The 21,374-nt window shown below is 65.4% G+C and carries 17 protein-coding genes; 12 read left to right on the top strand and 5 right to left on the bottom strand.

The features are described from left to right. Positions 1-20 precede the first annotated feature (20 nt). From BLS55_RS10480 to BLS55_RS10450, 7 genes are all read left to right on the top strand, one after another. A complete protein-coding gene (locus BLS55_RS10480; protein ID WP_092154978.1) occupies positions 21-359 on the top strand; it encodes a P-II family nitrogen regulator in 339 nt (112 codons plus the stop codon). A gap of 102 nt (positions 360-461) precedes the next feature. Next, positions 462-2,648 (top strand): glutamine synthetase III family protein, encoded by a 2,187-nt coding sequence (locus tag BLS55_RS10475; RefSeq protein ID WP_092154976.1) that lies wholly within the window; start codon positions 462-464, stop codon positions 2,646-2,648. Positions 2,649-3,208: 560 nt separating this feature from the next. After that, complete coding sequence (locus tag BLS55_RS10470) at positions 3,209-5,503, top strand: type I secretion system permease/ATPase (RefSeq protein ID WP_180365453.1); 2,295 nt, start codon at positions 3,209-3,211, stop codon at positions 5,501-5,503. A gap of 1 nt (position 5,504) precedes the next feature. After that, positions 5,505-7,538, top strand: a complete 2,034-nt coding sequence (locus tag BLS55_RS10465) for an HlyD family type I secretion periplasmic adaptor subunit (protein WP_257243221.1) — start codon at positions 5,505-5,507, stop codon at positions 7,536-7,538. A gap of 30 nt (positions 7,539-7,568) precedes the next feature. Next, positions 7,569-9,635 (top strand): HD domain-containing phosphohydrolase, encoded by a 2,067-nt coding sequence (locus tag BLS55_RS10460; RefSeq protein ID WP_257243219.1) that lies wholly within the window; start codon positions 7,569-7,571, stop codon positions 9,633-9,635. 242 nt (positions 9,636-9,877) lie between these two features. Beyond that, entirely contained in the window at positions 9,878-10,666 is a 789-nt protein-coding gene (locus tag BLS55_RS10455) for a tetratricopeptide repeat protein (RefSeq protein WP_092154971.1), read from the top strand. 23 nt (positions 10,667-10,689) lie between these two features. After that, entirely contained in the window at positions 10,690-11,484 is a 795-nt protein-coding gene (locus BLS55_RS10450) for a hypothetical protein (protein ID WP_092154969.1), read from the top strand. Positions 11,485-11,651: 167 nt separating this feature from the next. On the opposite strand, the gene BLS55_RS10445 is transcribed toward BLS55_RS10450, so the two are convergent. The 5 genes from BLS55_RS10445 to surE form a co-directional block, all read right to left on the bottom strand. Beyond that, on the bottom strand, positions 11,652-12,245 hold the full coding sequence (locus BLS55_RS10445; RefSeq protein WP_092154967.1) for a TrmH family RNA methyltransferase: 594 nt from the start codon (positions 12,243-12,245) through the stop codon (positions 11,652-11,654). 135 nt (positions 12,246-12,380) lie between these two features. Continuing rightward, positions 12,381-13,607, bottom strand: a complete 1,227-nt coding sequence (gene nspC, locus BLS55_RS10440; protein WP_092154965.1) for a carboxynorspermidine decarboxylase — start codon at positions 13,605-13,607, stop codon at positions 12,381-12,383. Positions 13,608-13,632: 25 nt separating this feature from the next. Then, positions 13,633-14,634: a type I glyceraldehyde-3-phosphate dehydrogenase gene (gene gap / locus BLS55_RS10435; RefSeq protein WP_092154963.1), complete on the bottom strand. Its 1,002-nt coding sequence runs from the start codon at positions 14,632-14,634 to the stop codon at positions 13,633-13,635. 81 nt (positions 14,635-14,715) lie between these two features. Next, positions 14,716-15,642, bottom strand: coding sequence for a class II fructose-1,6-bisphosphate aldolase (gene fba / locus BLS55_RS10430; protein ID WP_092155008.1), 927 nt, complete (start codon positions 15,640-15,642; stop codon positions 14,716-14,718). 214 nt (positions 15,643-15,856) lie between these two features. Beyond that, positions 15,857-16,624, bottom strand: a complete 768-nt coding sequence (gene surE, locus BLS55_RS10425; RefSeq protein ID WP_092154961.1) for a 5'/3'-nucleotidase SurE — start codon at positions 16,622-16,624, stop codon at positions 15,857-15,859. An 80-nt stretch (positions 16,625-16,704) separates the two neighbouring features. Between surE and BLS55_RS10420 the strand changes: the two genes are divergently transcribed. The 5 genes from BLS55_RS10420 (at position 16,705) to BLS55_RS10395 (ending at position 21,228) form a co-directional block, all read left to right on the top strand. Beyond that, positions 16,705-17,754, top strand: coding sequence for a 3'-5' exoribonuclease YhaM family protein (locus tag BLS55_RS10420; protein WP_092154959.1), 1,050 nt, complete (start codon positions 16,705-16,707; stop codon positions 17,752-17,754). Continuing rightward, positions 17,730-18,383 carry a dTMP kinase gene (tmk, locus tag BLS55_RS10415; protein ID WP_092154957.1) on the top strand — a complete coding sequence of 218 codons (654 nt, stop codon included), beginning with the start codon at positions 17,730-17,732 and terminating at the stop codon, positions 18,381-18,383. The genes BLS55_RS10420 and tmk overlap by 25 nt, the downstream gene beginning before the upstream one ends. A 58-nt stretch (positions 18,384-18,441) precedes the next feature. Next, positions 18,442-18,777, top strand: coding sequence for a hypothetical protein (locus tag BLS55_RS10410; protein WP_092154955.1), 336 nt, complete (start codon positions 18,442-18,444; stop codon positions 18,775-18,777). Continuing rightward, the gene (locus tag BLS55_RS10405; RefSeq protein WP_092154953.1) at positions 18,770-20,137 is read left to right on the top strand and encodes a histone deacetylase family protein; all 1,368 of its coding nucleotides are present in this window, start codon (positions 18,770-18,772) and stop codon (positions 20,135-20,137) included. The genes BLS55_RS10410 and BLS55_RS10405 overlap by 8 nt, the downstream gene beginning before the upstream one ends. 389 nt (positions 20,138-20,526) lie before the next feature. After that, the gene (locus tag BLS55_RS10395) at positions 20,527-21,228 is read left to right on the top strand and encodes a DUF134 domain-containing protein (protein WP_092154949.1); all 702 of its coding nucleotides are present in this window, start codon (positions 20,527-20,529) and stop codon (positions 21,226-21,228) included. Positions 21,229-21,374 lie beyond the last annotated feature (146 nt).

Here is a 21,374-nt window from a genome sequence, read left to right as displayed (position 1 = left end):
TTCAGGGAAAGGAAACGACCATGAAAAAGATGGAAATCATCATCAGGCCCAGCATGTTCGACAAGGTTAAGAACGTGCTCTCGGAGATGGGCATCCACGGTCTTAACTATGTGGAAATCAAGGGTTTCGGCCGCCAGCGCGGGCACACGGAGGTCTACCGGGGCACCACCATGCAGGTGGATTGCCTGCCCAAGACCAAGCTCGAAGTGGTCCTGCCCGATGAAATGGTTGAAAACGTGCTCAACGCCGTGGTTTCCATGGCCCGCACCGGTCAGGTGGGCGACGGCAAAATCTTTATCAGCGACGTGCAGGACGCCATCCGCATCCGCACGGGCGAACGCGGCGACGAGGCCCTGTAGGCAACGGCAAACCCCAACAACATCCGCGGGGCGGGCGGCTGAAGGCCCCCGCCCCCGCCGGGCGACAACCCGCAGCATTTTTAACGAGAAAGGAGACTGGGTATGAGTTCCCCCCGGAAAAAGGCCATGTTCAAGGCGGTGAATACCGCGCCTGTGACGCCCTGCGAGAAAAAGGCGCAGAAAACCGACGAGCTTTTCGGCAGCCATGTGTTCGGCCTGAGCACCATGCGCAAGCGCCTGCCCAAGGACGTGTACCGTAAGCTCGCCAAGACCATTCGCGACGGCGAACGCCTGAACCCGGAAATTGCCGATGTGGTGGCCAACGCCATGAAGGACTGGGCCATTGAAATGGGCGCCACCCATTACACCCACTGGTTCCACCCCATGACCGGGCTTACCGCCGAAAAGCACGACGCCTTCCTGTCTCCCGCCTCCGACGGTCAGGTCATCAGCGAATTTTCCGGCAAAATGCTCATCAGCGGCGAGCCGGACGCCTCCTCCTTCCCTTCCGGCGGCCTGCGCTCCACCTTTGAGGCGCGCGGCTACACCGCCTGGGATCCCTCCGTGCCGGTGTTCATCATCCCCGCTTCCTACGGGGCCACCCTGCACATCCCCACCTACTTCTACTCTTACTCGGGCGAGGCCCTGGACCGCAAAATTCCCCTGCTGCGCTCCATTTCCGCCCTCTCCCGCCAGGCCCTGCGCATTCTGCGCCTCTTCGGCAACAAGACGGCCGCCTATGTGCGCCCCAACGTGGGCCCGGAACAGGAATACTTCCTGGTGGACAAAAACCTGGCCGTGCTGCGGCCCGACCTGCTCCTGGCCGGCCGCACCCTCATGGGCGCGCCCTCGCCCAAGGGCCAGGAGATGGAAGACCACTACTTTGGCGCCATCCCCAGCCGGGTCATGAGCTTCATGCAGGACGTGGAAAACGAGCTCTGGGCCCTGGGCATCCCGGCCAAAACCCGCCACAACGAGGTGGCCCCCGGCCAGTTTGAAATCGCCCCGGTGTTTGAAGAAGCCAACATCGCCTGCGACCACAACATGCTCACCATGAACATGATGCGCCACATGGCGGCCAAGCACGGCTTTGTCTGCCTGCTGCACGAAAAGCCCTTTGCCGGCGTTAACGGCAGCGGCAAGCACAACAACTGGTCCATGAGCGATTCCGACGGCGTCAACCTCCTCAACCCCGGCAGCACCCCGCAGGACAACGCCCAGTTCCTGGTCTTCCTGGCCGCCGTGCTGAGCGCCGTGCACAAGCACAGCGTGGCCCTGCGCCTGGGCACTGTGGGCGCGGGCAACGACCACCGCCTGGGTGCCAACGAGGCTCCGCCGGCCATCCTTTCCGTCTACCTGGGCGAACAGCTCACCGACGTGCTGGACGGCATTGTTAACGGCAAAAGCGCCGCCAGCAAGAAGAGCCCGGTCATGGAAGTGGGCGTCTCCACCCTGCCGCCCCTGCCCGTGGACCTCTCGGACCGCAACCGCACCAGCCCCTTCGCCTTCACCGGCAACAAGTTTGAATTCCGCGCCGTGGGCTCCTCCCAGTCCGTAGCCCCGGTGAACATCGCCCTCAACGCGGCTGTGGCCTGCACCCTGGACGACATCGCCACCGAGCTGGAGGCCTCCGTGGCCGGCGGCGCAGACCTGAACAGCGCTCTGCAGCAGCTCCTGCCCCGCCTGTTCAAAGAACACCTGCCCATCGTCTTCAACGGCAACGGCTACTCCGCCGCCTGGCCCGAAGAAGCGGCCCGCCGGGGCCTGCCCAACTACCACAACTCCGTGGAAGCCCTGGCCCACTACACTGACCCGGACGTCATGAACGTCTTTATGCGCCACGGCATTCTCACGGAACGCGAAATCCTTTCCCGTCAGGAAATCCTGCTGGAAAATTACGCCAAGACCGTGTGCATCGAAGGCCACCTCATGGCCGACATGCTGCGCGCCTCTGTGCTGCCGCCCAGCCTGGAAGCCCAGACTAAGGCCGCCGAAACCGTGCTTAAGGCCCGCGCGGTGCTGGGCGAATCCGGAGCCGGCAGCGAAGAAGCCTGCTTCCATGAGCTGCGCGGCCACATCGTGGCCCTGCAGGAAGGCGTTGCCGCGCTGGAAAAAGCCGTGGCCGCCGCCCAGGAAGCCGAAGGCGCTCTGGACCAGGCCAAGGCTGCCCGCGACGGCGTGCTGCCTGCCATGACCGCCTGCCGCGAACACGCCGACGCCCTGGAACGCATGGTGGACGACAACCTCTGGCCGCTGCCCAAGTACGCCGAGCTGCTCTGGGCGCACTAGACCGATAATCCCGGCGTAAACGCGCCGTAACACTGTTGGGGGCGGGCGGTCTCATCCCGGGGGGGAAGATGGTCCCTCGCCCCCAACCCCCGCGACCCGGTTCGCGGGGAGCCACGGGCCTCGCCGTTCGCCGCAACGGACGGCGCAGGCCGGTGGCTGCTGAAGCGGGGAGTCTGGCGGCTCCCCGCTTTTTTTTGTGGGGGCAGGGGGGACTTTTGTTCACAAAAGTCCCCCCTGCCCCTTCAAAAATCTTATTCTCCCCTCAGGGAACGGCAGGGCGTACCTTGGGCAAATGCCAGAAAAATGCCCGCAAGCCGGCACGCTCCACGCAGCGGCCCCGAAACCCTGCCGCTTGGCAAAATAGGGGGCTTGGGGTAAGCTCTTGCCCTGCCTTGACTGTCGCTGCGGGGTGCGCCGCAGTGCCGGCATCCCGCGGCGCAGTTCTGTGAGCCGTTTGTGGGCCTCCTGCAGGCGCAGCGCCTCCCCCTGCAGGATTTTTAAGGGCAATAGTTATTTTTTCTCGCGCCGGCCCTTCCGGCACAACCCGCCAGAGCACCCCTATGCACAAAACCGCCGCTTCAGGGGCCGCAAGCCCGCCAGACACCGCCGCAGCGCCATCGTCGGAATCCGCCAGCGGGGCAGCTTCCCGGACCGGCGGCCCTTCGCCCGCAGCGGGCATGGGGCCCTTGCGGCCTTCGGACGTGGATTTCATGCCCGGCCTGCTGCGCAGCCTGGCCATTGTGCTCCGGCTGCGGGGGCGGGTGGTTTCGCCCCAGGCCCTCATGGCCGGGCTCACGGGCAGCAGGGTCACGCCCCAGGCCTGCCTGCGGGCCGCGCGCAAAGTGGGCCTTACGGGCCGCATCGCCTACCGGCCGCAGCTGGAAAACATCCCCGGCCTGGTTCTGCCCTGCATCCTTCTGCTCACCAACGACCGTTCCTGCGTGCTTACGGCCCTGGACAACGACATGGCCGAGGTCATCTTTCCCGAAACGGCCGGAACCTCGCAACTGGTGCCCCTGGACGCTCTGCGGGAGGAATATTCCGGCTACGCCCTCTTTGCCGCCGTAGAGGCCGCGCCCGACCACCGGGCGGACCGCCTGAGCATCTCGCACGGCAAGCGCTGGTTCTGGGACGTGCTGCGCTACTACGCGCCCATTTACCGGCATGTGGCCCTGGCCAGCGTGGTCATCAACCTCATTGCCGTGGGCAGCCCCCTGTTTGTCATGAACGTCTACGACCGCGTGGTGCCCAACAACGCCATGGAAACCCTCTGGGTGCTGGCCGTAGGCATCTTCATCATCTACCTGTTCAACTTCCTGCTCTCTGCCCTGCGCACCCACTTTGTGGATGTGGCGGGCCGCAATGCGGACATTGTGCTTTCCAGCTCCCTGGTGGAAAAGGTGCTTTCCATGCGCATGGACGCCAAGCCGGAATCCACGGGCGCGCTGGTCAACAACCTGCGTGAATTTGAGCAACTGCGCGAATTTTTCAGCTCCTCCAGCCTGCTCGCCTGCATTGATCTGCCCTTCCTGGTGATTTTTCTTCTGCTCATTGTCTTCATCGGCGGGCCGCTGGTCTTTCTGCCCCTGGGGGCCATGCCCCTGCTCATCGGCCTGGGGCTTACCCTCCAGCACCGTTCCCGCCGCAGCGCCGAGGCCGGCTACCGCCAGAACATGCAGAAAAACGCCCTGCTGGTGGAGATCGTCAACGGCCTGGAAACCCTCAAGGCCTGCATGGCCGAAAGCCGGATGCAGAAACTTTGGGAATCGGTAGTGGGCCTTTCGGCCAAATCCAGCAGCGAGGCCCGCAAATACAACAACCTGGCCGTCACCCTCTCCATGCTGATCACCCAGGTGGTCACCGTGGCCTGCATTGTCTGGGGCGTCTACCGCATTGCCGACGGGCAGATGACCATGGGCGCGCTCATCGGCGTCAACATCCTGGTGGGCCGCACCATGGCCCCTTTGCTGCAAATGGCCTCCCTGCTCACCCGGATCCAGAATTCCCACGTGGCCCTCAAGGCCCTGGACCTGCTCATGACCCTGCCCTCAGAGAACCAGGCCGAAAAAACCTGCATGGATTTCGGCATGCTGCGCCCTTCGTTCAGCATGGAGAGCGTCTCCTTCGCCTACCCGCATCAGGAGCGCCTGGCCCTCAGCAACGTGTCTCTGCGCATTGAACCCGGCGAGCATGTGGGCGTCATCGGTCCCATGGGTTCGGGCAAAAGCACCCTGGGCAAGCTGCTCATCGGCCTCTACCAGCCCAAGGAAGGCGCGGTGAAATTCGGCGATGTGGACATCCGCCAGATCCCCAGCACAGATCTGCGCGGCCGCGTGGGCGTACTGCCCCAGGACGTGGTGCTCTTCTACGGCAGCATTCGGGACAATATCGCCCTGGGCGATCCCACCATCAACGACCACCTGGTGCTGCGCGCCGCGGCCCTGGCCGGCGTGGCGGACTTTTTGCGCAACAACCCCGCGGGCTTCGCCGCCCAGGTAGGCGAGCAGGGCAAGGCCCTTTCCGGCGGCCAGCGCCAGGCCGTGGCCTTGGCCCGCGCCCTGGTGCGCGATCCGGAAGTGCTCATCCTGGACGAGCCCACCAGCAATATGGATACGGATTCCGAGCTGCTGCTGCAAAAACGCCTCCAGACGGTCATGGGCGGACGTACCGTGGTGCTCATCACCCACCGCCTGTCCATGCTGCGCATTGTGGACAGGCTTATCGTCATGGAAGACGGACAGATCAAGCTGGACGGCCCGCGCGACAAAGTGCTCCAGCGCCTGCGCGAGCGGTCCCGGCAAAGCGCGGCCGCCGCGGGCCGCTCCGCCTCCCCCCAACCCACGGAGCGTGGCTGAAATGCGCCCGCAACACACTGCCCCCCCCGATGAAGCTGCCCCTCTGAACCCGCAGGAGGCGCGGCAGCCCGCCGCACGCACAACGCCGGGCGGGCAGCCTGCAGCCGCCCCCGACCCGCAGGCGGTTCTGACGCCGAACAAAACCCCTGACCGGGAAGACCAGCGCCCATCCGCATCCGCCACGCCCGCCCGGCCGCCGCAGAGCGGCCCCGCGCCCGACGTCTACCGCGTGCCGCTCCGGCCTGGCGAGGCCTGCGCCTGGAGCGACCTGGGCCTGCCTTTTCTGCCGCCGCCCCCCACGGCCAGCGACGCCCCTTTGCCCCCCATGCCCGGCACGCCCCCCCCCGGCGACGCGCAGGGCCCCGCCCTGCCGCCGGAAGGCGGCCTGCCCCTTTCCCTGCTGGGGCCGGGCATGCCGGAACCCACGCCCCAGGCCCCGGAGGCCTCCTCGGAAGCCGAGGGCGCCAAGGCCTTTTTCCGGGAGCTGCTGCTGGGCGGCGAACACGAACAGAAGCCGGACAAACCCCTGCGCCAGAGCCTGGCCGAGACCGTGGCTCAGCTGAAAAACGGCCGCCAGAGCCGTGCGCCGGCCGCCGCGCCCGACGGCATGCCGCCCCTGCCCCCGCAGGGAAACCCCAGCCTGTTCGCGGCCATGGACGCGCCCCTGCACGGCCTTAGCCCCGACGACATCCAGTTTGCCAATGAGGTGGACGCCGCCCTGGCCCGCCGCCCGCGCTTCGGGGCCCGCGCCCTTTCCGTCAGCGTGGCGGCCATGTTGCTCTGCCTGCTGGTCTGGGCGGCTTTTGCCAATGTGGATGAGGTGACCCACGCCGAAGGCTCGGTGGTGGGCTCCCAGCGCACCCAGACCATCCAGAACCTGGAAGGCGGCATCCTGCGCGCCGTGCAGGTGCATGAAGGCCAGATTGTGGAAAAAGGCGAGGTGCTGGCCCAGCTGGACAATGAAATGGCCGAAAGCGCCTACCGGGACGCCGTGAACAAGGCCATGGAAAACAGCCTGGCCATCCTGCGCCTGGAAGCCGAGCTCAAAGGCCAGCAGCCCGTCTTTCCCGAAGATATGGCCGCCTGGGCCGCCCAGCTGGTGGGCCGCCAGGTGGACGGCGACGTGCTGGCCCGCGCCCGCCAGATCACGCGCGATCAGACCAACGCCTGGAACAGCCGGCAGGAACAGCTCCGCGCGGAGATCGAAGTGCTGCGCTCCCAGTATGTGCAGCGCACCCACGATGTGGAGGAGCAGACCGCCCGCAAGCTCCAGCTGGACCGCAGCCTGGCCCTGTCCATGGAGCAGCGCGACACGGCCTACGCCTTGGTGCAGCGCCATAATTTTTCCAAAATGGAATACCTGGGCCTGCAGCAGCGGGTGGTGGAGCTGCAGGGGCAGATAGACGCCCTGGCAGCGGCCATTCCCAAAGCCCAGGCCGCCGCGGAGGAATCCCAGCAGCGCATCGCCTCCCGCCAGGCCGAACAGGCCGCCGCCATTACGGAGGAAATCAACAAGCGCCGCCAGGACCTCAACTCCCTGCGTGAAAGCCTTTCCGCCGGGCGCGACAGGGTAACCCGCACGGAGCTGCGCGCCCCGGTGCGCAGTACGGTCAAGCAGATCTACATCACCACCGTGGGCGGCGTGGTCAAACCCGGCGAACCCATCATGGACCTGGTGCCCCTGGACGACACCCTCCTGGTGGAAGCCCGCGTCAGACCCCAGGACGTGGCTTTTCTCAGGCCCGGCCAGGAAGTGATGGTCAAGGTCTCCGCCTACGATTTTTCCATCTACGGCGGCCTGGAAGGCAAACTGGAATCCATCAGCGCGGATACCATTGAAGACAAAAGGGGCGACCACTACTACCTGGTCAAAGTCCGCACCCGCAAAAACGCCATTGCCTACCACAACCAGCTGCTGCCCATCATCCCCGGCATGGTGGTGACCGCAGACATTCTGATCGGCAAAAAAACCGTGCTGGACTATCTGCTCAAGCCCATCCTCAAGGCCAAGCAGAACGCCTTGCGGGAACGTTGAGAGGACCCCATGCCCACGCAGGAAGCCCCCGTGCGGACCCCTCGCGCACACAACCGCCGCGCCGGCCTGACCATGCTGGCCCTCTTTGCCCTGGCTCTGGCCTGCATTGCTGCGGGCGCCAACTGGTACCTGAACAACGCCCGCCAGCGCCGGCAGCACGAAACCGCCCAGAGCCTCAGCGTGCAGACCGCCAACCAGGTGGCGCTGCTCACCGTCTGGTCCGGCAGCCTCGTCGACCAGGTGCGCACCTTCGTCAGCCAGGACTGGCTGCGCCTTTTTGCCGCCGAGGCTGCCGCCACGGGCCGCCCGGCCGCAGACCTGCTGCAGCTGGCCGCCGCCGTGGAGGCCAGCGCCATGCCCGTGGAGGAAGCCCCGCAAGGCACCACTGACCCCTTGGCGGCCCTGGCCCCGCGCCTGCCCGCCACCCTGCGTCAGCTGCGCGACTTCAATGAGAAAAACAGCTTCCTGCATGTGGCCCTGGTCAATGCGGCGGGCGAGGTTTTTCTGGCTTCCGGCAAGCCGCCGCCGCTGGACGGCGACCGCCGCCAATGCGTGCTCAAGGCCTTCAGCGACAAGCAGCCCGTATTCCTGCCCGCGCGCCGGGAAGAAGGCCTGCTGGTCATGGACATGGCCTTCCCCGTGTTCACGCCCCTGTATCTGGACGCCTCCGGCACGGGCGTGCCCGCCGTCCTCCTGCTCAGCGCCAACGTGCAGCCCGTGGTCAAGGCCGTTTCCCGCCACGGCGAATCGGCCATCCTGCAATCTTTTGCCGGAGGCCTCCAACGCCTGGATCCGCAGACCGGCCCCCACAACCTGCCGGGCTGGCAGCTGGAAAACGGCCGCCTGCCCCCGGCCATGCGCGAAGACAACGCCCTGCCGGAACACTGGCGGCGCAGCTTCTGCCTGGCGGAACCCGTGCCCGGCCTGCCCTGGCTGGTGGTGCAGGGCGTGCCCGCCCCGGAACTGGACGTCCTGCAGACCCAGACCCGCAAAAACGTCCTCCTGGCCTCCCTGGTGCTCACGGCCCTGGCGGGCATCATGCTGGCCGCCCTCTGGTGGTGGCTGGTAGGCCGCAACGAACGCGCCGTGGCCGACCAGCTGCGCCGCCTCTACCGCGTGGTCAACCAGCAGAAGCAAATCATGGACGGCGTTAATTCCGCCCTCTCCGCAGGCATTGTGCTCAACGACTTCAACGGACGCCTGTTTTACGCCAACCAGGGCTTTGCCCGCATGACCGGCCTGCCCGCCGAACAACTGCCCGGCCTGGCCCACACCGACCTGGGACCGGACCTGGCCCGCAGCCTGGTCACCCACACCCTGGCCGTCTACCGCACAGGCGCGCTCTCCAGCTTTACCGAAACCCTGCCCCTCCGCGGCCAGACCCGCTACTTCCTCACCTCCTGCACGCCCTTCCGCGACGAACAGGGCCGCATCACCGGCGTGGTTTCAGTCTACAGCGACATGACCGACCTGGCCCTGGCCCAGCAACGCGCCCAGCTTATGGTCACCCAGGCCGTCAATGCCTTTGTCCGCGCCATAGAAGCCGTGGATTCCTACCTGCGCGGGCACTCCGATTTCACCGCCCACCTGGCCGCCACCCTGGCCCGCCGGCTGGGCCGCGACGACCCGGAAACCCTCGCCACCCTGCGTACCGCCGCCAAGCTCTCCCAACTGGGCATGATCCAGCTGCCCAAAGAGCTCATCGCCAAGTCCGGCGGGCTCACCCCCGATGAACGCGCCCAGCTGGAGCGCCATGTGGACTACGCCCGCGAAGCCCTGGCCGGCATCGACTTCGGCCTGCCCGTGCTGGAAGCCATCACCCAGATGCACGAACGCCTGGACGGCTCCGGCTACCCGGAACGCCTCCGGGGCGAGGCCATCTGCCCCAACGCCCGCATCCTGGCCGTGGCCAACACCTTCTGCGCCTTGGTCCGCCCCCGCTCCTACCGCACCGCCCTGCCCGTGGACCAGGCCCTCAAACTTCTGGACGCCGCCCCGCCCGCTTACGACCCGCAAGTGGTCGCCGCCCTGCACGCCTTCCTCCAGACCGAAGAGGGCCAAGACTTTCTCGCTCTGCTCCAGGACACAGAAAAATAATTTTTGTGGGCGGAAGGGAACTGTTGCTCAAAAGTTCCCTTCCGCCCACGCTTTCAGCCTTCAAAAAATGTTTCTCTGCGCGGAAAACGCGCCGGGCCTGCCTTGGCAACGGCATCTCAAGATTGAAATGCCGTTGCCTGGCTGGCCTGACCCCTTCGCAAACCATAGCAATTCAGTTTGTTGCAAAAAAACACAGCTACTATATAGTTTATAATATATAAAATATCTATTTGGAGAACAATATGCCCAGATTGCTTCTCGTCTTTTGTCTTATTCTTTTTTCCGCGGCAACCTGCGCTGCGGATACCGTTACGGACCTGAACGCAGCCATCAAAGCGCTGGAAAGAGGGCAGACAGACACAGCAAAAAGCCTGCTTGCAAACGTTATTCAGGACACGCAGACCGGCACAGAGCATAAGGCCATGGCTTACTACATCTATAGCCTTGCGGAAAAAGATCCCAATGAATCCATCCTCTACTGTCGCAAAGCTGCGGAGCTTGCGCCGGGCAATGCCCGGTATCACGAAAAGCTGGGCATACTCTACTACCAGGTCAAGGCCTATGAAAACGCCGTGATAAGCCTTAACAACGTCATTACCATAATGCCCATCAATGCCGGGGCGTACAGCCTCCGTGGGCTTGCTTACAGAGATATGGGCAACCTTGAAAAAGCGCTGCCGGATTTGGACAAAGCCATTTCCCTCGATCCCTCGAACGACATTTTTTATGCCCGGCGCGGCGTGGCCCGATTCCAGGCCAACCAGCACGACGGGGCCCTTGAGGATCTGACCAGGGCGACAGAACGCAACAGGCTGCCCCGGCCGACCCAGGCAAACTGCTACTTTTACGCCGCAAAAATTTACCTGGAAAACACCAGTACGCCGAGGCAAAACGACTGTTCGCCGCCGCGCAACGCAACCTGGACACGGAAGAAAAAAGGCTGGAGGCCCAAAAACTGCTGGAACAGATCAGCCGGGCTGAAAAATGGAGTTAGCCGCAACACGCCGGCCCTGACAACGCTGCAGCACTAACCGCTTTTACGGGAGAACAGGGGATGAAGATCAACGTGGAGCGAAAATTTTTCAAGATCAGCCAACAGTTCTTTTTTATCATTACGTCAGTCAGCTTGGCGATTGCCGTTGGGTGTTTTTTCTACGCTCTCCACCTGTACACCGCCACGCCTAAGGAAAAAATCTCTCAACCGACGCCATCGTATACCGACCTGCTGGCGAAAAAAGCGCGTGAAGCTGCCGCGGCGGAGCGCCAGAAGGCGCGCCAAGAGGCGCGCAAGGAGGCCGCCCCCACCTCCAACGCCGAAACCGCGCCCCCCAAGAACCCAGAAAGCATCCCCGCGGAATATCTGGACACGCTCAACAGCATTGAAAAATCTATCGTGAGCTTTGCCAACAAAGCCAGACAGGTAGCCCCCTCGGACAAGCTCCGCTTCCGCATCTACAAGGCGGCTGAAAGATACACGGCCTACGTTGCCATTCCCGCCCTGCTGCAACAGCTGGATGCGGAAGCAAAGAAGCTGGAGGCCGATGCGGAGCGCATAAGGTCACTGCAGCAGTCTGCGCCTGACTATATCACCTGGGCAGAGTTTTTGGATAACTTTTTTGAACAGATTGACATAAACATAGCTGAACAAGAAAAAAATATTAATATAGAAAAGGAGCAGGTCAGACTAAAAAAAGCCTTTTCATATTTTATTTTTTATACTGCAGCAGTGGCCTTTTGTGTCTTTATTTTATTCACCATGTTTCTTGTCATCATCAGTATGGAAAGGAATACATACATCCTGCGCAGCATTCATGAGCGCCTGCAAAAAGAAGAAGCTGCCAGCAAATAGAGCAGATTGCCTTTAAGAACAGACATTCTCAACGTTTACGGCACGCGCGTTCCTGCGCTTAACAGTGCAAATCAATTGCGCTTACGCCTCCACAGCGGGCGTCCGCTCGCGCAGCGGCCAAGGCATTTCAAAGTTGAAATGCCCTGGCCGCCCGCAGGGGCGGGGCCCTATTTTTCCAGCCAGTCGGCCAGCCGGGCCGCAAGCGCTGCTTCGTTCATGCGGGGCGCGGCGTAAAAACCCGCGGCCTCGCGCTGGCGGGCAGCCTCGGCCAGGATGATGGCCGCAGCCACAGAGACGTTGAAGCTCTGGATCATGCCGTACATGGGGATATAGAGCGCGCCGTGGGCCTGGCGCAGCAGGTCCGGGGCCACGCCGCTGTGCTCGTTGCCCATGATGACGGCCGTGGGGCGGGTGAAGTCCCATTGGCGCAGAGGGCGGGCGCCTGGTTCGCAGGAGGTGGCCAGGATCTGCATGCCCTGACCATTGAGGGCCTGGAACAGCTCTTCGGCGCTTTTATGGCGGACGCTTTCCACCCATTTGCGGGCTGAGGCCGAGGTCTTGCGGCCCAGCACGGGGAAGGGCGTATCCGTGTAATAGAGGTGCACGCGGCTGACCCCGAAGGCGTCGCAGGAGCGGTAGATGGCCGAAACGTTGTGCGGATCGTGAATATTGGCCAGCACCAGGGTAAGGTCGTCCTGACGGTGGGCCAGCACCTGGCGCAGCCGTTCCCTGCGCCGCGCTGTGGGTTGTTTGCCGGGCATGATATTCCTTTCTCGTTCAGGGTCGCCCTGCGCGCCCCCTGAGAAGAAAAAGATCGTTGCAAGCGGGGGCCGTGGGGGGAAGGGAGCTTTTGTGAACAAAAGTTCCCTTCCCCCCACACAGAAGCCATGTCCCAGCTACGACAACCGGCCTTTAAAATCCTGATAGCCGAATTGGCGCAGCAGGCGGAAGCGTTCGCCCCCGCCGGGGTCGGCTTCGCAAATGCCGATGGAGGGCAGGCGCAGGCCGTTAAAAGTAGTGGTTTTGACCATGCTGTAGATGGCCATATCCTCAAAGGCCAGACGCTGACCGGGCCGCAGGGGCGCGCTGAAGGCGTATTCCCCGGCCACGTCCCCGGCCAGGCAGGATTTGCCCGCCAGGCGGCAGGTCCAGGCCTGTTCGCCGGGCAGGCCCGCGCGGGAGGGCAAACCGTCTCCCGCCAGGAAAAGCACGCTGGGGCGGTAGGGCATTTCCAGCACGTCGGGCATGTGGCAGGGCACGCCGATATCCAGGATGGCCACGGGCATGTCGGCCTGCACCACATCCAGCACGGTGGCCGTGAGCCAGCCCGCGTTAAGGGCCACGGCTTCGCCCGGTTCCAGGTAAATCTGCGCCTGGTAGCGCCCCCGCCAGGCGGTAAGCAGGCGGCAGAGCTGGTCCAGGTCATAGTCCGGCCGGGTAATATGGTGGCCGCCGCCCATGTTGATCCAGCGGCACTGGGGCAGCCAGGGGCCGAATTTTTCCTCCACGGCGGCCAGGGTGCGCTCCAGGGCGTCGGCGTTCTGCTCGCAAAGGGTGTGGAAATGCAGGCCGGAGATGCCCTCCAGGGCCGTGGGGTCAAAGTCTTTGCGGCGGATGCCCAGGCGGGAGCCCGGCGCGCAGGGATTATAAATGGCCGCCGCGCCCTCGGAGTGCTCCGGGTTGATGCGCAGGCCGCACTGGATCTGGCGGTCCGGACAGCGGCTCTGGTTACGCATGGCGACGGCCGGGCGGAACTGCCGCCACTGGGCGGTGGAGTTGAAGACCAGGTGGTCCGCCAGCTCCAGCAGCTCGGCCATTTCGCGCGCGTTCCAGGCGGCGGCGAAGGCGTGCACCTCCCCGCCGAATTCTTCCCGCGCCAGGCGGGCCTCGTCCACGGAGCTGGCGCAGGCCCCCCAAAGGGGGCCCTCGCCTTTGAAACGCGAAAGCAGCGGAAAGGCCGCCCAGGCCGCAAAGCCCTTGAGCGCCAGCAGGATTCTGGCCCCGGTGCGCTCCTGCACCTGGGCCAGCACGGCGGCGTTGGCGCGCAGCCGGTCCGCGTCCAGCACAAAGCAGGGCGTGGGCACGCGCCCGGCGTCAAACAGGATTTCAGGGCACAGGGGCATGGGCTTCCTTCTGGCTTTGGGGCACTCAGCAGTCCTTGGCCACCATGCGCAGCAGGCGCAGCAGCTGGTTGGTGAAGCCGGCCTCGTTGTCGTACCAGAGCAGCAGCTTGACCATGGTCTGATCCAGCACCTGGGTGGAAAGGGCGTCCAGCACGCCGCCACAGGTGCTGCCCTTGTAGTCGATGGAAACCAGGGGCTCTTCGGAATACCCGAAATGCGCGCCCAGAGGACCGGCGCTGGCGGCCTTGAAGGCGGCGTTGACGGCGGCGGCGTCGCAGGGGCGCTCCACCTCGCAGGTCAGATCCACCAGGGAGCAGTCAAAGGTGGGCACGCGCACGGACATGCCGTTGAGCTTGCCCGCCAGCTCCGGCAGCACCTGGCCCACGGCCTTGGCCGCCCCCGTGCTGGAAGGCACCATGGAAACGGCCGCGGCGCGGCCGCGCCGCCAGTCCTTGTGGGAGCCGTCCAGGATGCGCTGGCTCATGGTGTAGGAGTGGATGGTGGTCATGAGCCCGTGGCGGATGCCGCAGAGATCGTGCAGCACCTTGGCCGCCGGGGCCAGACAGTTGGTGGTGCAGGAAGCGGCGGAAACGACGCTGTGTTTGCCGCCGTCATAGACCTCATGGTTCACGCCCATGACGATCATGGCGTCCACGTCCTTGCCCGGCGCGGAGATGACCACTTTTTTGGCCCCGCAGTCCAGGTGTTTGCTCAGCCCTTCGCGGTCTTTGATGGTTCCCGTGGTCTCCACGGCCAGGGTCACGCCCAGGCGATCCCATTCCCATTCGCCCGCCTTGCAGCGGGTGACGGCAATGTGGCGGCCGTTGACGATGATGCCGTCCGCATCGTGCTCCACGCTGCCCGCAAACGTGCCATAGGTGGAATCGTACTTAAAAAGATAGGCCAGGGCCGCATTGTCCGCGCGGGCGTTAATGGCGGCGATGGTCATGTCCTGTTCGTCGGCCATGAGCCGCAGCAGATACCGGCCGATGCGGCCGAAGCCGTTCAGTCCCAGTTTGACGGGCATGGAGGCGCTCCTTAATGCGTGAAGGGGTTGCTTAACGGGCTCTCCGTAAAGACCGGGGGCGGGGGCAAGCGCCCCTGCGGCCTAGGCCTTGCCGGACGAGCCCATGACGTTGCGGATTTTATGGGCCACCATGTCCTGCACGGCCTGGCGCGCCGGCTTGAGGTAGGCCCTGGGGTCGAACTGTTCCGGATGTTCCGCAAGGAATTGACGGATGGAGGCGGTGAGAGCCAGGCGGATGTCCGTATCCACGTTGATCTTGCACACGCCCATGCCCGCGGCCTTGCGCAGCATGTCTTCGGGCACGCCCTTGGCGCCGCCCACCTGACCGCCGTACTTGTTGCAAAGGGCCACGAATTCCTGCGGCACGCTGGAGGCCCCGTGCAGCACCAGGGGGTAGCCGGGCAGCTTCTGGCTGATGGTTTCCAGGCGGTCAAAATCCAGCCTGGCTTCGCCCTTAAATTTGTAGGCCCCGTGGCTGGTGCCGATGGCCACGGCCAGGGAGTCGCAGCCCGTGCGCCGCACAAAGTCCACGGCCTGGTCCGGGTCGGTATAAACATGTTCGGCCGAGGCCACATGCTCTTCAATGCCCGCCAGCTTGCCCAGCTCGGCCTCCACCCATACGCCGCGCGGGTGGGCGTAGTCCGCCACCTGTTTGGTGAGGGCGATGTTCTCCTCGTAAGGCAAATGGGAGCCGTCGATCATGACGGAGGTAAAGCCGCCGTCGATGCAGTCCCGGCACATTTCAAAGCTGGGGCCGTGGTCCAGGTGGACCACCACGGGGATGGAGGGGTCGTCCTGCAGGGCGGCCTCCACCAGCTTCATGATGTAGCCCTGGCCCGCGTACTGCCGCGCGCCGGCGGAAACCTGAAGAATGACGGGCGATTTCTCCGCCGCGGCCGCACCCATGATGCCCTGGATGATTTCCATGTTATTGACGTTGAACGCGCCGATGGCGTAGCCGCCGGCATAGGCCGCAGCAAACATCTGTTTGGGACTGGTAAGGGGCATGGCTTCCTCCGGTATGACAAACAGTACGGGGCGGTGAAGATACCGCCGCGGCCCGCGCAGGGCAAGACCCTGCATACACCAAATCCGCGCAAAGGGGAATGGGCCGCGCCCGCAGGGCGCAGAAACGGCGGGCGCGGCAGGGGGCAAAGACGCCGTGGCCGTTTCCGGCCCGGACAGCTTGCGCGTCATGGCGCGCCCCCAGCCGCACGGCGGCCTACTTCCCGCCCAGCTCCATGCCCTCCAGGGCCGCCAGGCCGTGGCGGTCCGTAAATTCAAAGCAGAGCGGGGTCAGGGTGATGTAGCCCTGGCTGAGCAGGTCTTTGTCCGACTGGGGCTCAATGGTTTCGGGCGGGATCTCGCCCTCCAGCCACCAGTAGGGCGCGCCGCGCGGGTCTTTGCGCTCCAGGTAGGTATTCTTCCACACGGCGCTGGTCTGCACGCAGACGCGCAGCCCCAGGGCCTTGTCCAGCGGACGGGCCGGATAGTTGACGTTGAGCACCCGGCGGCGGCCCAGGCGGGGCCAGTCCACGCGCTCGGCCAGGGCCACGGCGTGTCGGGCCTGGGGCAGGGGGTCCGTCTCCGGCCCGCCGTTGGTGTCGTGGGAAACGGCCATGCTGGGCAGGTCTTCATGGGCGGCCTCGGTGGCTGCGCCCACAGTGCCGGAATAGAGGATGTCCGGCCCCACGTTGGGCCCGGCGTTGATGCCGGAGATGACCATATCCGGCCGCTCCGGCAGCAAACGGCCCAGGGCCAGCTTCACGCAGTCCGTGGGCGTGCCGAAAATGCCCGTGCCCCTGAACTCCGGCTCCACAATGTCCATGGAGCGCACGGGCTCAAACACGGTAAGCGAATGCCCTACGCCCGACTGCTGGCGCATGGGCGCCACCACCCACACCGTATGGCCGGCCTCGCGCAGGGCCGCGTACAGGGCGCGCAGGCCGGGCGCGCGGATGCCGTCGTCGTTGGTGAGCAGAACCTTCATTGACAATACCTCGCAAACAAGGGAAATTCAGGACAGGGGCGTGTGTGCCGGCAACCGGCCCGCGCGCCTAGGGACGATATATGGAAAAAGGCTGCTACGTCAAAGACATTACCCCCCCCGGCGAGGCGCGGGGGCTGTTTGCCGTGAGTCAGGCCGTGCAGGGGCAATCCCGCAACGGCCCCTACTGGCGGCTGACCCTGGCCGACGCCAGCGGCGCGCTGGAGGCCAAAATCTGGCATCCCCTCAGCGCGGCCTTCGAGGCCATCCCCGTGGGCGCGCTGGTCTGGGCCGAGGGCCGCGCCGGCCTTTACCGCGACCAAGTGCAGCTTTCCATAGAGCAGCTGCGTCTGCTCTCGCCCGAAGAATGCGCCGCCGTGGACCAGGCGGCCCTGCTGCCCGCCAGCCCCTATCCCTTGGATGACATGCTGGAGCAGCTCACCAACCTGTGCAAGGCGGAATTCGTCTATCCCCCCTGGCGCAAGCTGGCCCTGGGCTTTCTCAACCACCAGGACCTGCGCGCCCGCTTCCGCGTCTGCCCGGCGGCCAAAAGCGTGCACCACGCTTATGTGGGCGGCCTGCTGGAGCACACCCTGGGCGTGTTCACCCTCTGCCGCCGCATTGCCGACCAATATCCGGAGCTGGACCGCCAGACCCTGCTGGCCGGGGCCCTGTTTCACGATGTGGGCAAAATCCGTGAATTTTCCGGCGGCGTGGCCAATGACTACACCACCGAAGGCCGCCTTCTGGGGCACCTTATGCTGGGGCTGGAGATGCTCGCCCCCCTGCTGGCCAGATCCGGCCTGGACGCGGGCCTGCAGGAGCACCTCAAGCACCTGGTGCTCAGCCACCACGGCGAGCTGGCCTTCGGCGCGGTGCGCCTGCCGCAGACGCCCGAAGCCCTGGCCCTGCACTATGCGGATAATCTGGACGCCAAAATGGCCCAATGCCGGGGCCTGTTCGCCCAACTGAGCGACAACGGGCAGGACTGGACCCCCTGGCAGGCCACGCTGAGCCGCCCCCTCTACCGGGCCGCGCGCACGCCCCAGGCTGCCGCCAAAAAGCCCGCGCCCCAAAAATCGGCCCCACCAAAGGTGGTGAAAGAAGAATGTTTGTCTCTTTTGAAGGCATAGAGGGCGCCGGGAAATCCACGGTCATGGAAACGCTGGCCGCCTACCTCACGGCGCACGGGCTGGACCCTGTGCTGACCCGTGAGCCGGGGGGCTGCGCCCTGGGCCGGAGTCTGCGATCCCTGCTGCTGGACGCCCGTATCCGCGGGCTTTCCAGCCGGGCGGAGCTGTTCCTGTTTCTGGCCGACCGGGCCCAGCATGTGGCCGAAGTGGTGCGTCCGGCCCTGGAGGCCGGGCAGATCGTGCTCTGCGACCGCTACACCGATTCCACCCTGGCCTACCAGGGCTATGGCCGCGGCCTGGATACGGAATATCTGCGCCGCCTCAACGATGCGGCCACGGGCGGGCTTGCGCCGGACCTGACCCTGCTTCTGGATCTGCCCGTGCGTTGCGGCCTGGGCCGCGCCGGGGAACGCAACCGGAACAAAGGGCTGCTGGTCTCTGAAGGGCGCTTTGACAACGAGAGCCTGGACTTTCACGAGCGCGTGCGCCGGGGCTACCGCGCCCTGGCCGAAGAGGAGCCGGAACGCTTTGCCATCATCGACGCGGCCCAACCGCCCGAAGATGTGGCCCTGCAATGCCGTTCGGCCCTGGAGGCGCATCTGAGCCGGCGCGGCAAAGGGCTGGAGTAGCGCGCGGCGCGCTTCCAAGCGGCCAGCACAACAAACATTCTTTCCTCGGCGGTGCGGCATGAACGAATATTATGTACTGGAACCGGAGGGCGCGGGCCTGCGCTTTGCGCCCCTGCCCGAAGGCGGCCCGGCCCTGCCGGAACACGGCGCGCCGCCCGCAGGCTATACCCTGGCCGCCCGGCTGGGCGACCCGGAGCTTTTGCACTGCGCGGCCTACCGCAGGGCCGACGGGCCGGGCGGGCTGTTTGTGCTGCACGACGGGGAAGGACGGCTCTTTGCCGCCTTGGCGGAGAGCAACCTGGCCTACGGGCTCGGCCTGGCGCGCATGGGGCGCCTCACGGCCTACGCCCGCTATGGGGCCGACATTTTTGAGGATCTGGACAACGATGACTGAATCCGCGCTGCAGACGTTCGCGCCCCTCAAGGCCGCGCAACGGCTGGGGGTGGTGTTTTTTCCCGCCTTTGACTGGGCCATCGCGCCCACGCATCCTGAGCGGGAAGAGCGCCTGCTCTATACCCGCGACCAGCTGCTGGAAGAGGGCCTCTTCGACATCCCCGGCATCACTGAATACCGGCCGGACTTCGCCACGTGGGAGCAGCTCGCCCGCGTGCATTTCTGCCTGCCCACGGTGGGCGCGGTGAGCACCGATTCGCACCTGGCCTCGGCCGGCGGGGCCATCCGGGCCGCGCGCCTGGTGCTGGAAGGCCGCGAAAACCGCGCCTTCGCCCTGGTGCGGCCCCCAGGGCACCACGCCATGCGCGTGGTGCACGGCAACCGCGGCTTCTGCAACATCAACAACGAAGCCGTCATGGTGGCGTACATCCGCGACCACTACCCCCGGCCCGACGGCCGCCCCCTGCGCATCGCCATTGTGGATACGGACGTGCACCACGGCGACGGCTCCCAGGACATTTTCTGGAACGACCCGCACACCCTGTTCATCTCCCTGCATCAGGACGGCCGCACCCTTTACCCCGGCACGGGCTTCCCGCGCGAATGCGGCGGCCCCGGCGCGCTGGGCCGCACCATCAATATCCCCCTGCCGCCGGAAACCTCGGACGAAGGCTACCTCTACGCCATCACCCACGCCGTGCTGCCCATGCTGGAGGACTTCAGGCCTGACCTGATCATCAATTCCGCCGGGCAGGACAACCACTTTACCGACCCCCTGGCCAACATGAAACTTTCGGCCCAAGGCTATGCGGCCCTCAATGCGGCCCTCAAGCCGCACATCGCCGTACTGGAAGGGGGCTATGCCATCCGCGGGGCCCTGCCCTATGTGAATCTGGGCATCTGCCTGGCCCTGGCCGGGCTGCCCGCCACGGACATCCGCGAACCGGGCTGGACGCCCCAGGCCACCCGCCAGCGCCCGGAGGTGGGCGAATACATCGCCCGGCTCTGCGAGCAGGTGCGGCAGGTCTACTTCCGCCCCCCCGCCGAACCCACCGAAGGCCGCGCCGAAGACGGGTGGTGGGTGCGCGCCAAGCACATTTTTTACGATACGGACATGCTGCGCGAGCAGCAGCAGGAAGGCTGGCGGCTCTGCCCGGACTGCTCCGGCCTGGGGCGGTGGGAGACCAGCTCGGAGCGGGTGCCCCGTTCCTTCTGCCTGCTCGCCCCGCGCCACGCCTGCCCCCGTTGCCGCGCCCTGGGCCGGGAACTGGCGGCAAAGGCCCGCAAAAGCGGCCGCTACGCCCATGTGCTGCTGCTGGAAGGCGACAGCGCCGCCGGTGCGACGGAATACGCCGGCTAGGACATTGCAACTTTGAAATTCCGTGGCGGCTGCGCGCAGGCGCCCGCCGTGTAGGCGGAAGCGCGATTTACTTGCGCGTTAAGCGCCGGAAGGAGCAGCCTTACACTTTGAGGCTGCACATTCTCAAGGTTACTCTGCGTAGAGTATTTTGCTTTTGAAAACGTCTGCGCTCAAGGGCTGGCAAAACGCGCGCTTCGGCGCGTACAACCCGGACAGCGACGTGAGGCCCCGGCCCGCCTGGTGCAATCCCGGACGCGGCTGCTGCACGGAGGCATTACGACGCGCGAGGATGGAGACGCCGTACGGCGCACACGCCACGGCCCGCCCGTACCACATGCCCGCGCCTGACGTAAGCCTGCTGTAAAAACACAACGTAGTTTGGATTGCCTATGGCCCGTCCCTGCCACTGCCGCCGCGTGAGCGGCCTGCCCAAAGCCCGCTACTTCAAGCCTCGCGGCGTGCCCATGAGCGAGCTGGAAGAAGCCGTACTCACCCTGGATGGCCTGGAGGCCCTGCGCCTGGCCGATCAGGAAGGGCTGAACATGGACGCCGCCGCCGCACAGATGGGCGTTTCGCGCCACACGTTCGGCCGCCTGCTCCGACGGGCGCGGCAATGCGTGGCCGGGGCTCTGGTCCACGGCCAGGCCCTGCGCATTGAAGGCGGCGTCTGCGCTGTGGGCGGCGAGGAGGCGGATGACCCCGCGCCGCCGGCAGAAGGACTGCTGGCCGCCGTGCCTTCGCAACCGCCCGGCGGGCTCGCCGCCGCGCCTGAGCCGCACTTCGGCCGCTGCACCACATTCACCCTGGCCCAGGTGCACGACGGCATTGTGGGTGCGGTGCGGGTGCGCGCGGGCCTGACCCACGAACAGGGCGACTGCGGCGCTGTGGTGCGGGCCCTGCAGGATATGGGCGTGGAGGCAGTGCTGGCCGGCGGCCTTGGCCTGCGCCCCCTGCGCGAGCTGCAGGCCGCGGGCATGGCCGTATACCACCACGCGGGCCTGCCCAGCGTGGGCGACTGCCTGCGGGCCTTTGCCGCCGGGGATCTGCCTTTGTTCGGCGAAAGGCAGATCTGTCAGGGCGGAAAATTTTAGCGGCTTACGGATAAGGACAGCAGGGCCGGAGCGACGCCCGGCGCGCAAACACAAAAAGCCCCTCGCGCGCGGAGCAGCGAGGGGCTTTGGGAGCAATCTTTGGCGACGGCCTACTTTCCCACATGACGTTGCCTTAGCCGTTGCCG

Origin of the sequence: Desulfovibrio legallii (assembly GCF_900102485.1) — a bacterium.
Classification (GTDB): Bacteria; Desulfobacterota; Desulfovibrionia; order Desulfovibrionales; family Desulfovibrionaceae; genus Desulfovibrio; species Desulfovibrio legallii_A.
The sequence above is the reverse complement of the archived record's forward strand: the minus strand, read 5'-3'. Positions and strand labels throughout refer to the sequence as shown.

Excerpts from the sequence above, each read along its gene's own strand:
- BLS55_RS10480 (WP_092154978.1), top strand. The coding sequence starts at position 21 with ATGAAAAAGATGGAAATCATCATCAGGCCCAGCATGTTCGACAAGGTT.
- BLS55_RS10475 (WP_092154976.1), top strand. The coding sequence starts at position 462 with ATGAGTTCCCCCCGGAAAAAGGCCATGTTCAAGGCGGTGAATACCGCG.
- BLS55_RS10470 (WP_180365453.1), top strand. The coding sequence starts at position 3,209 with ATGCACAAAACCGCCGCTTCAGGGGCCGCAAGCCCGCCAGACACCGCC.
- BLS55_RS10465 (WP_257243221.1), top strand. The coding sequence starts at position 5,505 with ATGCGCCCGCAACACACTGCCCCCCCCGATGAAGCTGCCCCTCTGAAC.
- BLS55_RS10455 (WP_092154971.1), top strand. The coding sequence starts at position 9,878 with ATGCCCAGATTGCTTCTCGTCTTTTGTCTTATTCTTTTTTCCGCGGCA.
- BLS55_RS10450 (WP_092154969.1), top strand. The coding sequence starts at position 10,690 with ATGAAGATCAACGTGGAGCGAAAATTTTTCAAGATCAGCCAACAGTTC.
- BLS55_RS10445 (WP_092154967.1), bottom strand. The coding sequence starts at position 12,245 with ATGCCCGGCAAACAACCCACAGCGCGGCGCAGGGAACGGCTGCGCCAG.
- nspC (WP_092154965.1), bottom strand. The coding sequence starts at position 13,607 with ATGCCCCTGTGCCCTGAAATCCTGTTTGACGCCGGGCGCGTGCCCACG.
- gap (WP_092154963.1), bottom strand. The coding sequence starts at position 14,634 with ATGCCCGTCAAACTGGGACTGAACGGCTTCGGCCGCATCGGCCGGTAT.
- fba (WP_092155008.1), bottom strand. The coding sequence starts at position 15,642 with ATGCCCCTTACCAGTCCCAAACAGATGTTTGCTGCGGCCTATGCCGGC.
- surE (WP_092154961.1), bottom strand. The coding sequence starts at position 16,624 with ATGAAGGTTCTGCTCACCAACGACGACGGCATCCGCGCGCCCGGCCTG.
- BLS55_RS10420 (WP_092154959.1), top strand. The coding sequence starts at position 16,705 with ATGGAAAAAGGCTGCTACGTCAAAGACATTACCCCCCCCGGCGAGGCG.
- tmk (WP_092154957.1), top strand. The coding sequence starts at position 17,730 with ATGTTTGTCTCTTTTGAAGGCATAGAGGGCGCCGGGAAATCCACGGTC.
- BLS55_RS10410 (WP_092154955.1), top strand. The coding sequence starts at position 18,442 with ATGAACGAATATTATGTACTGGAACCGGAGGGCGCGGGCCTGCGCTTT.
- BLS55_RS10405 (WP_092154953.1), top strand. The coding sequence starts at position 18,770 with ATGACTGAATCCGCGCTGCAGACGTTCGCGCCCCTCAAGGCCGCGCAA.
- BLS55_RS10395 (WP_092154949.1), top strand. The coding sequence starts at position 20,527 with ATGGCCCGTCCCTGCCACTGCCGCCGCGTGAGCGGCCTGCCCAAAGCC.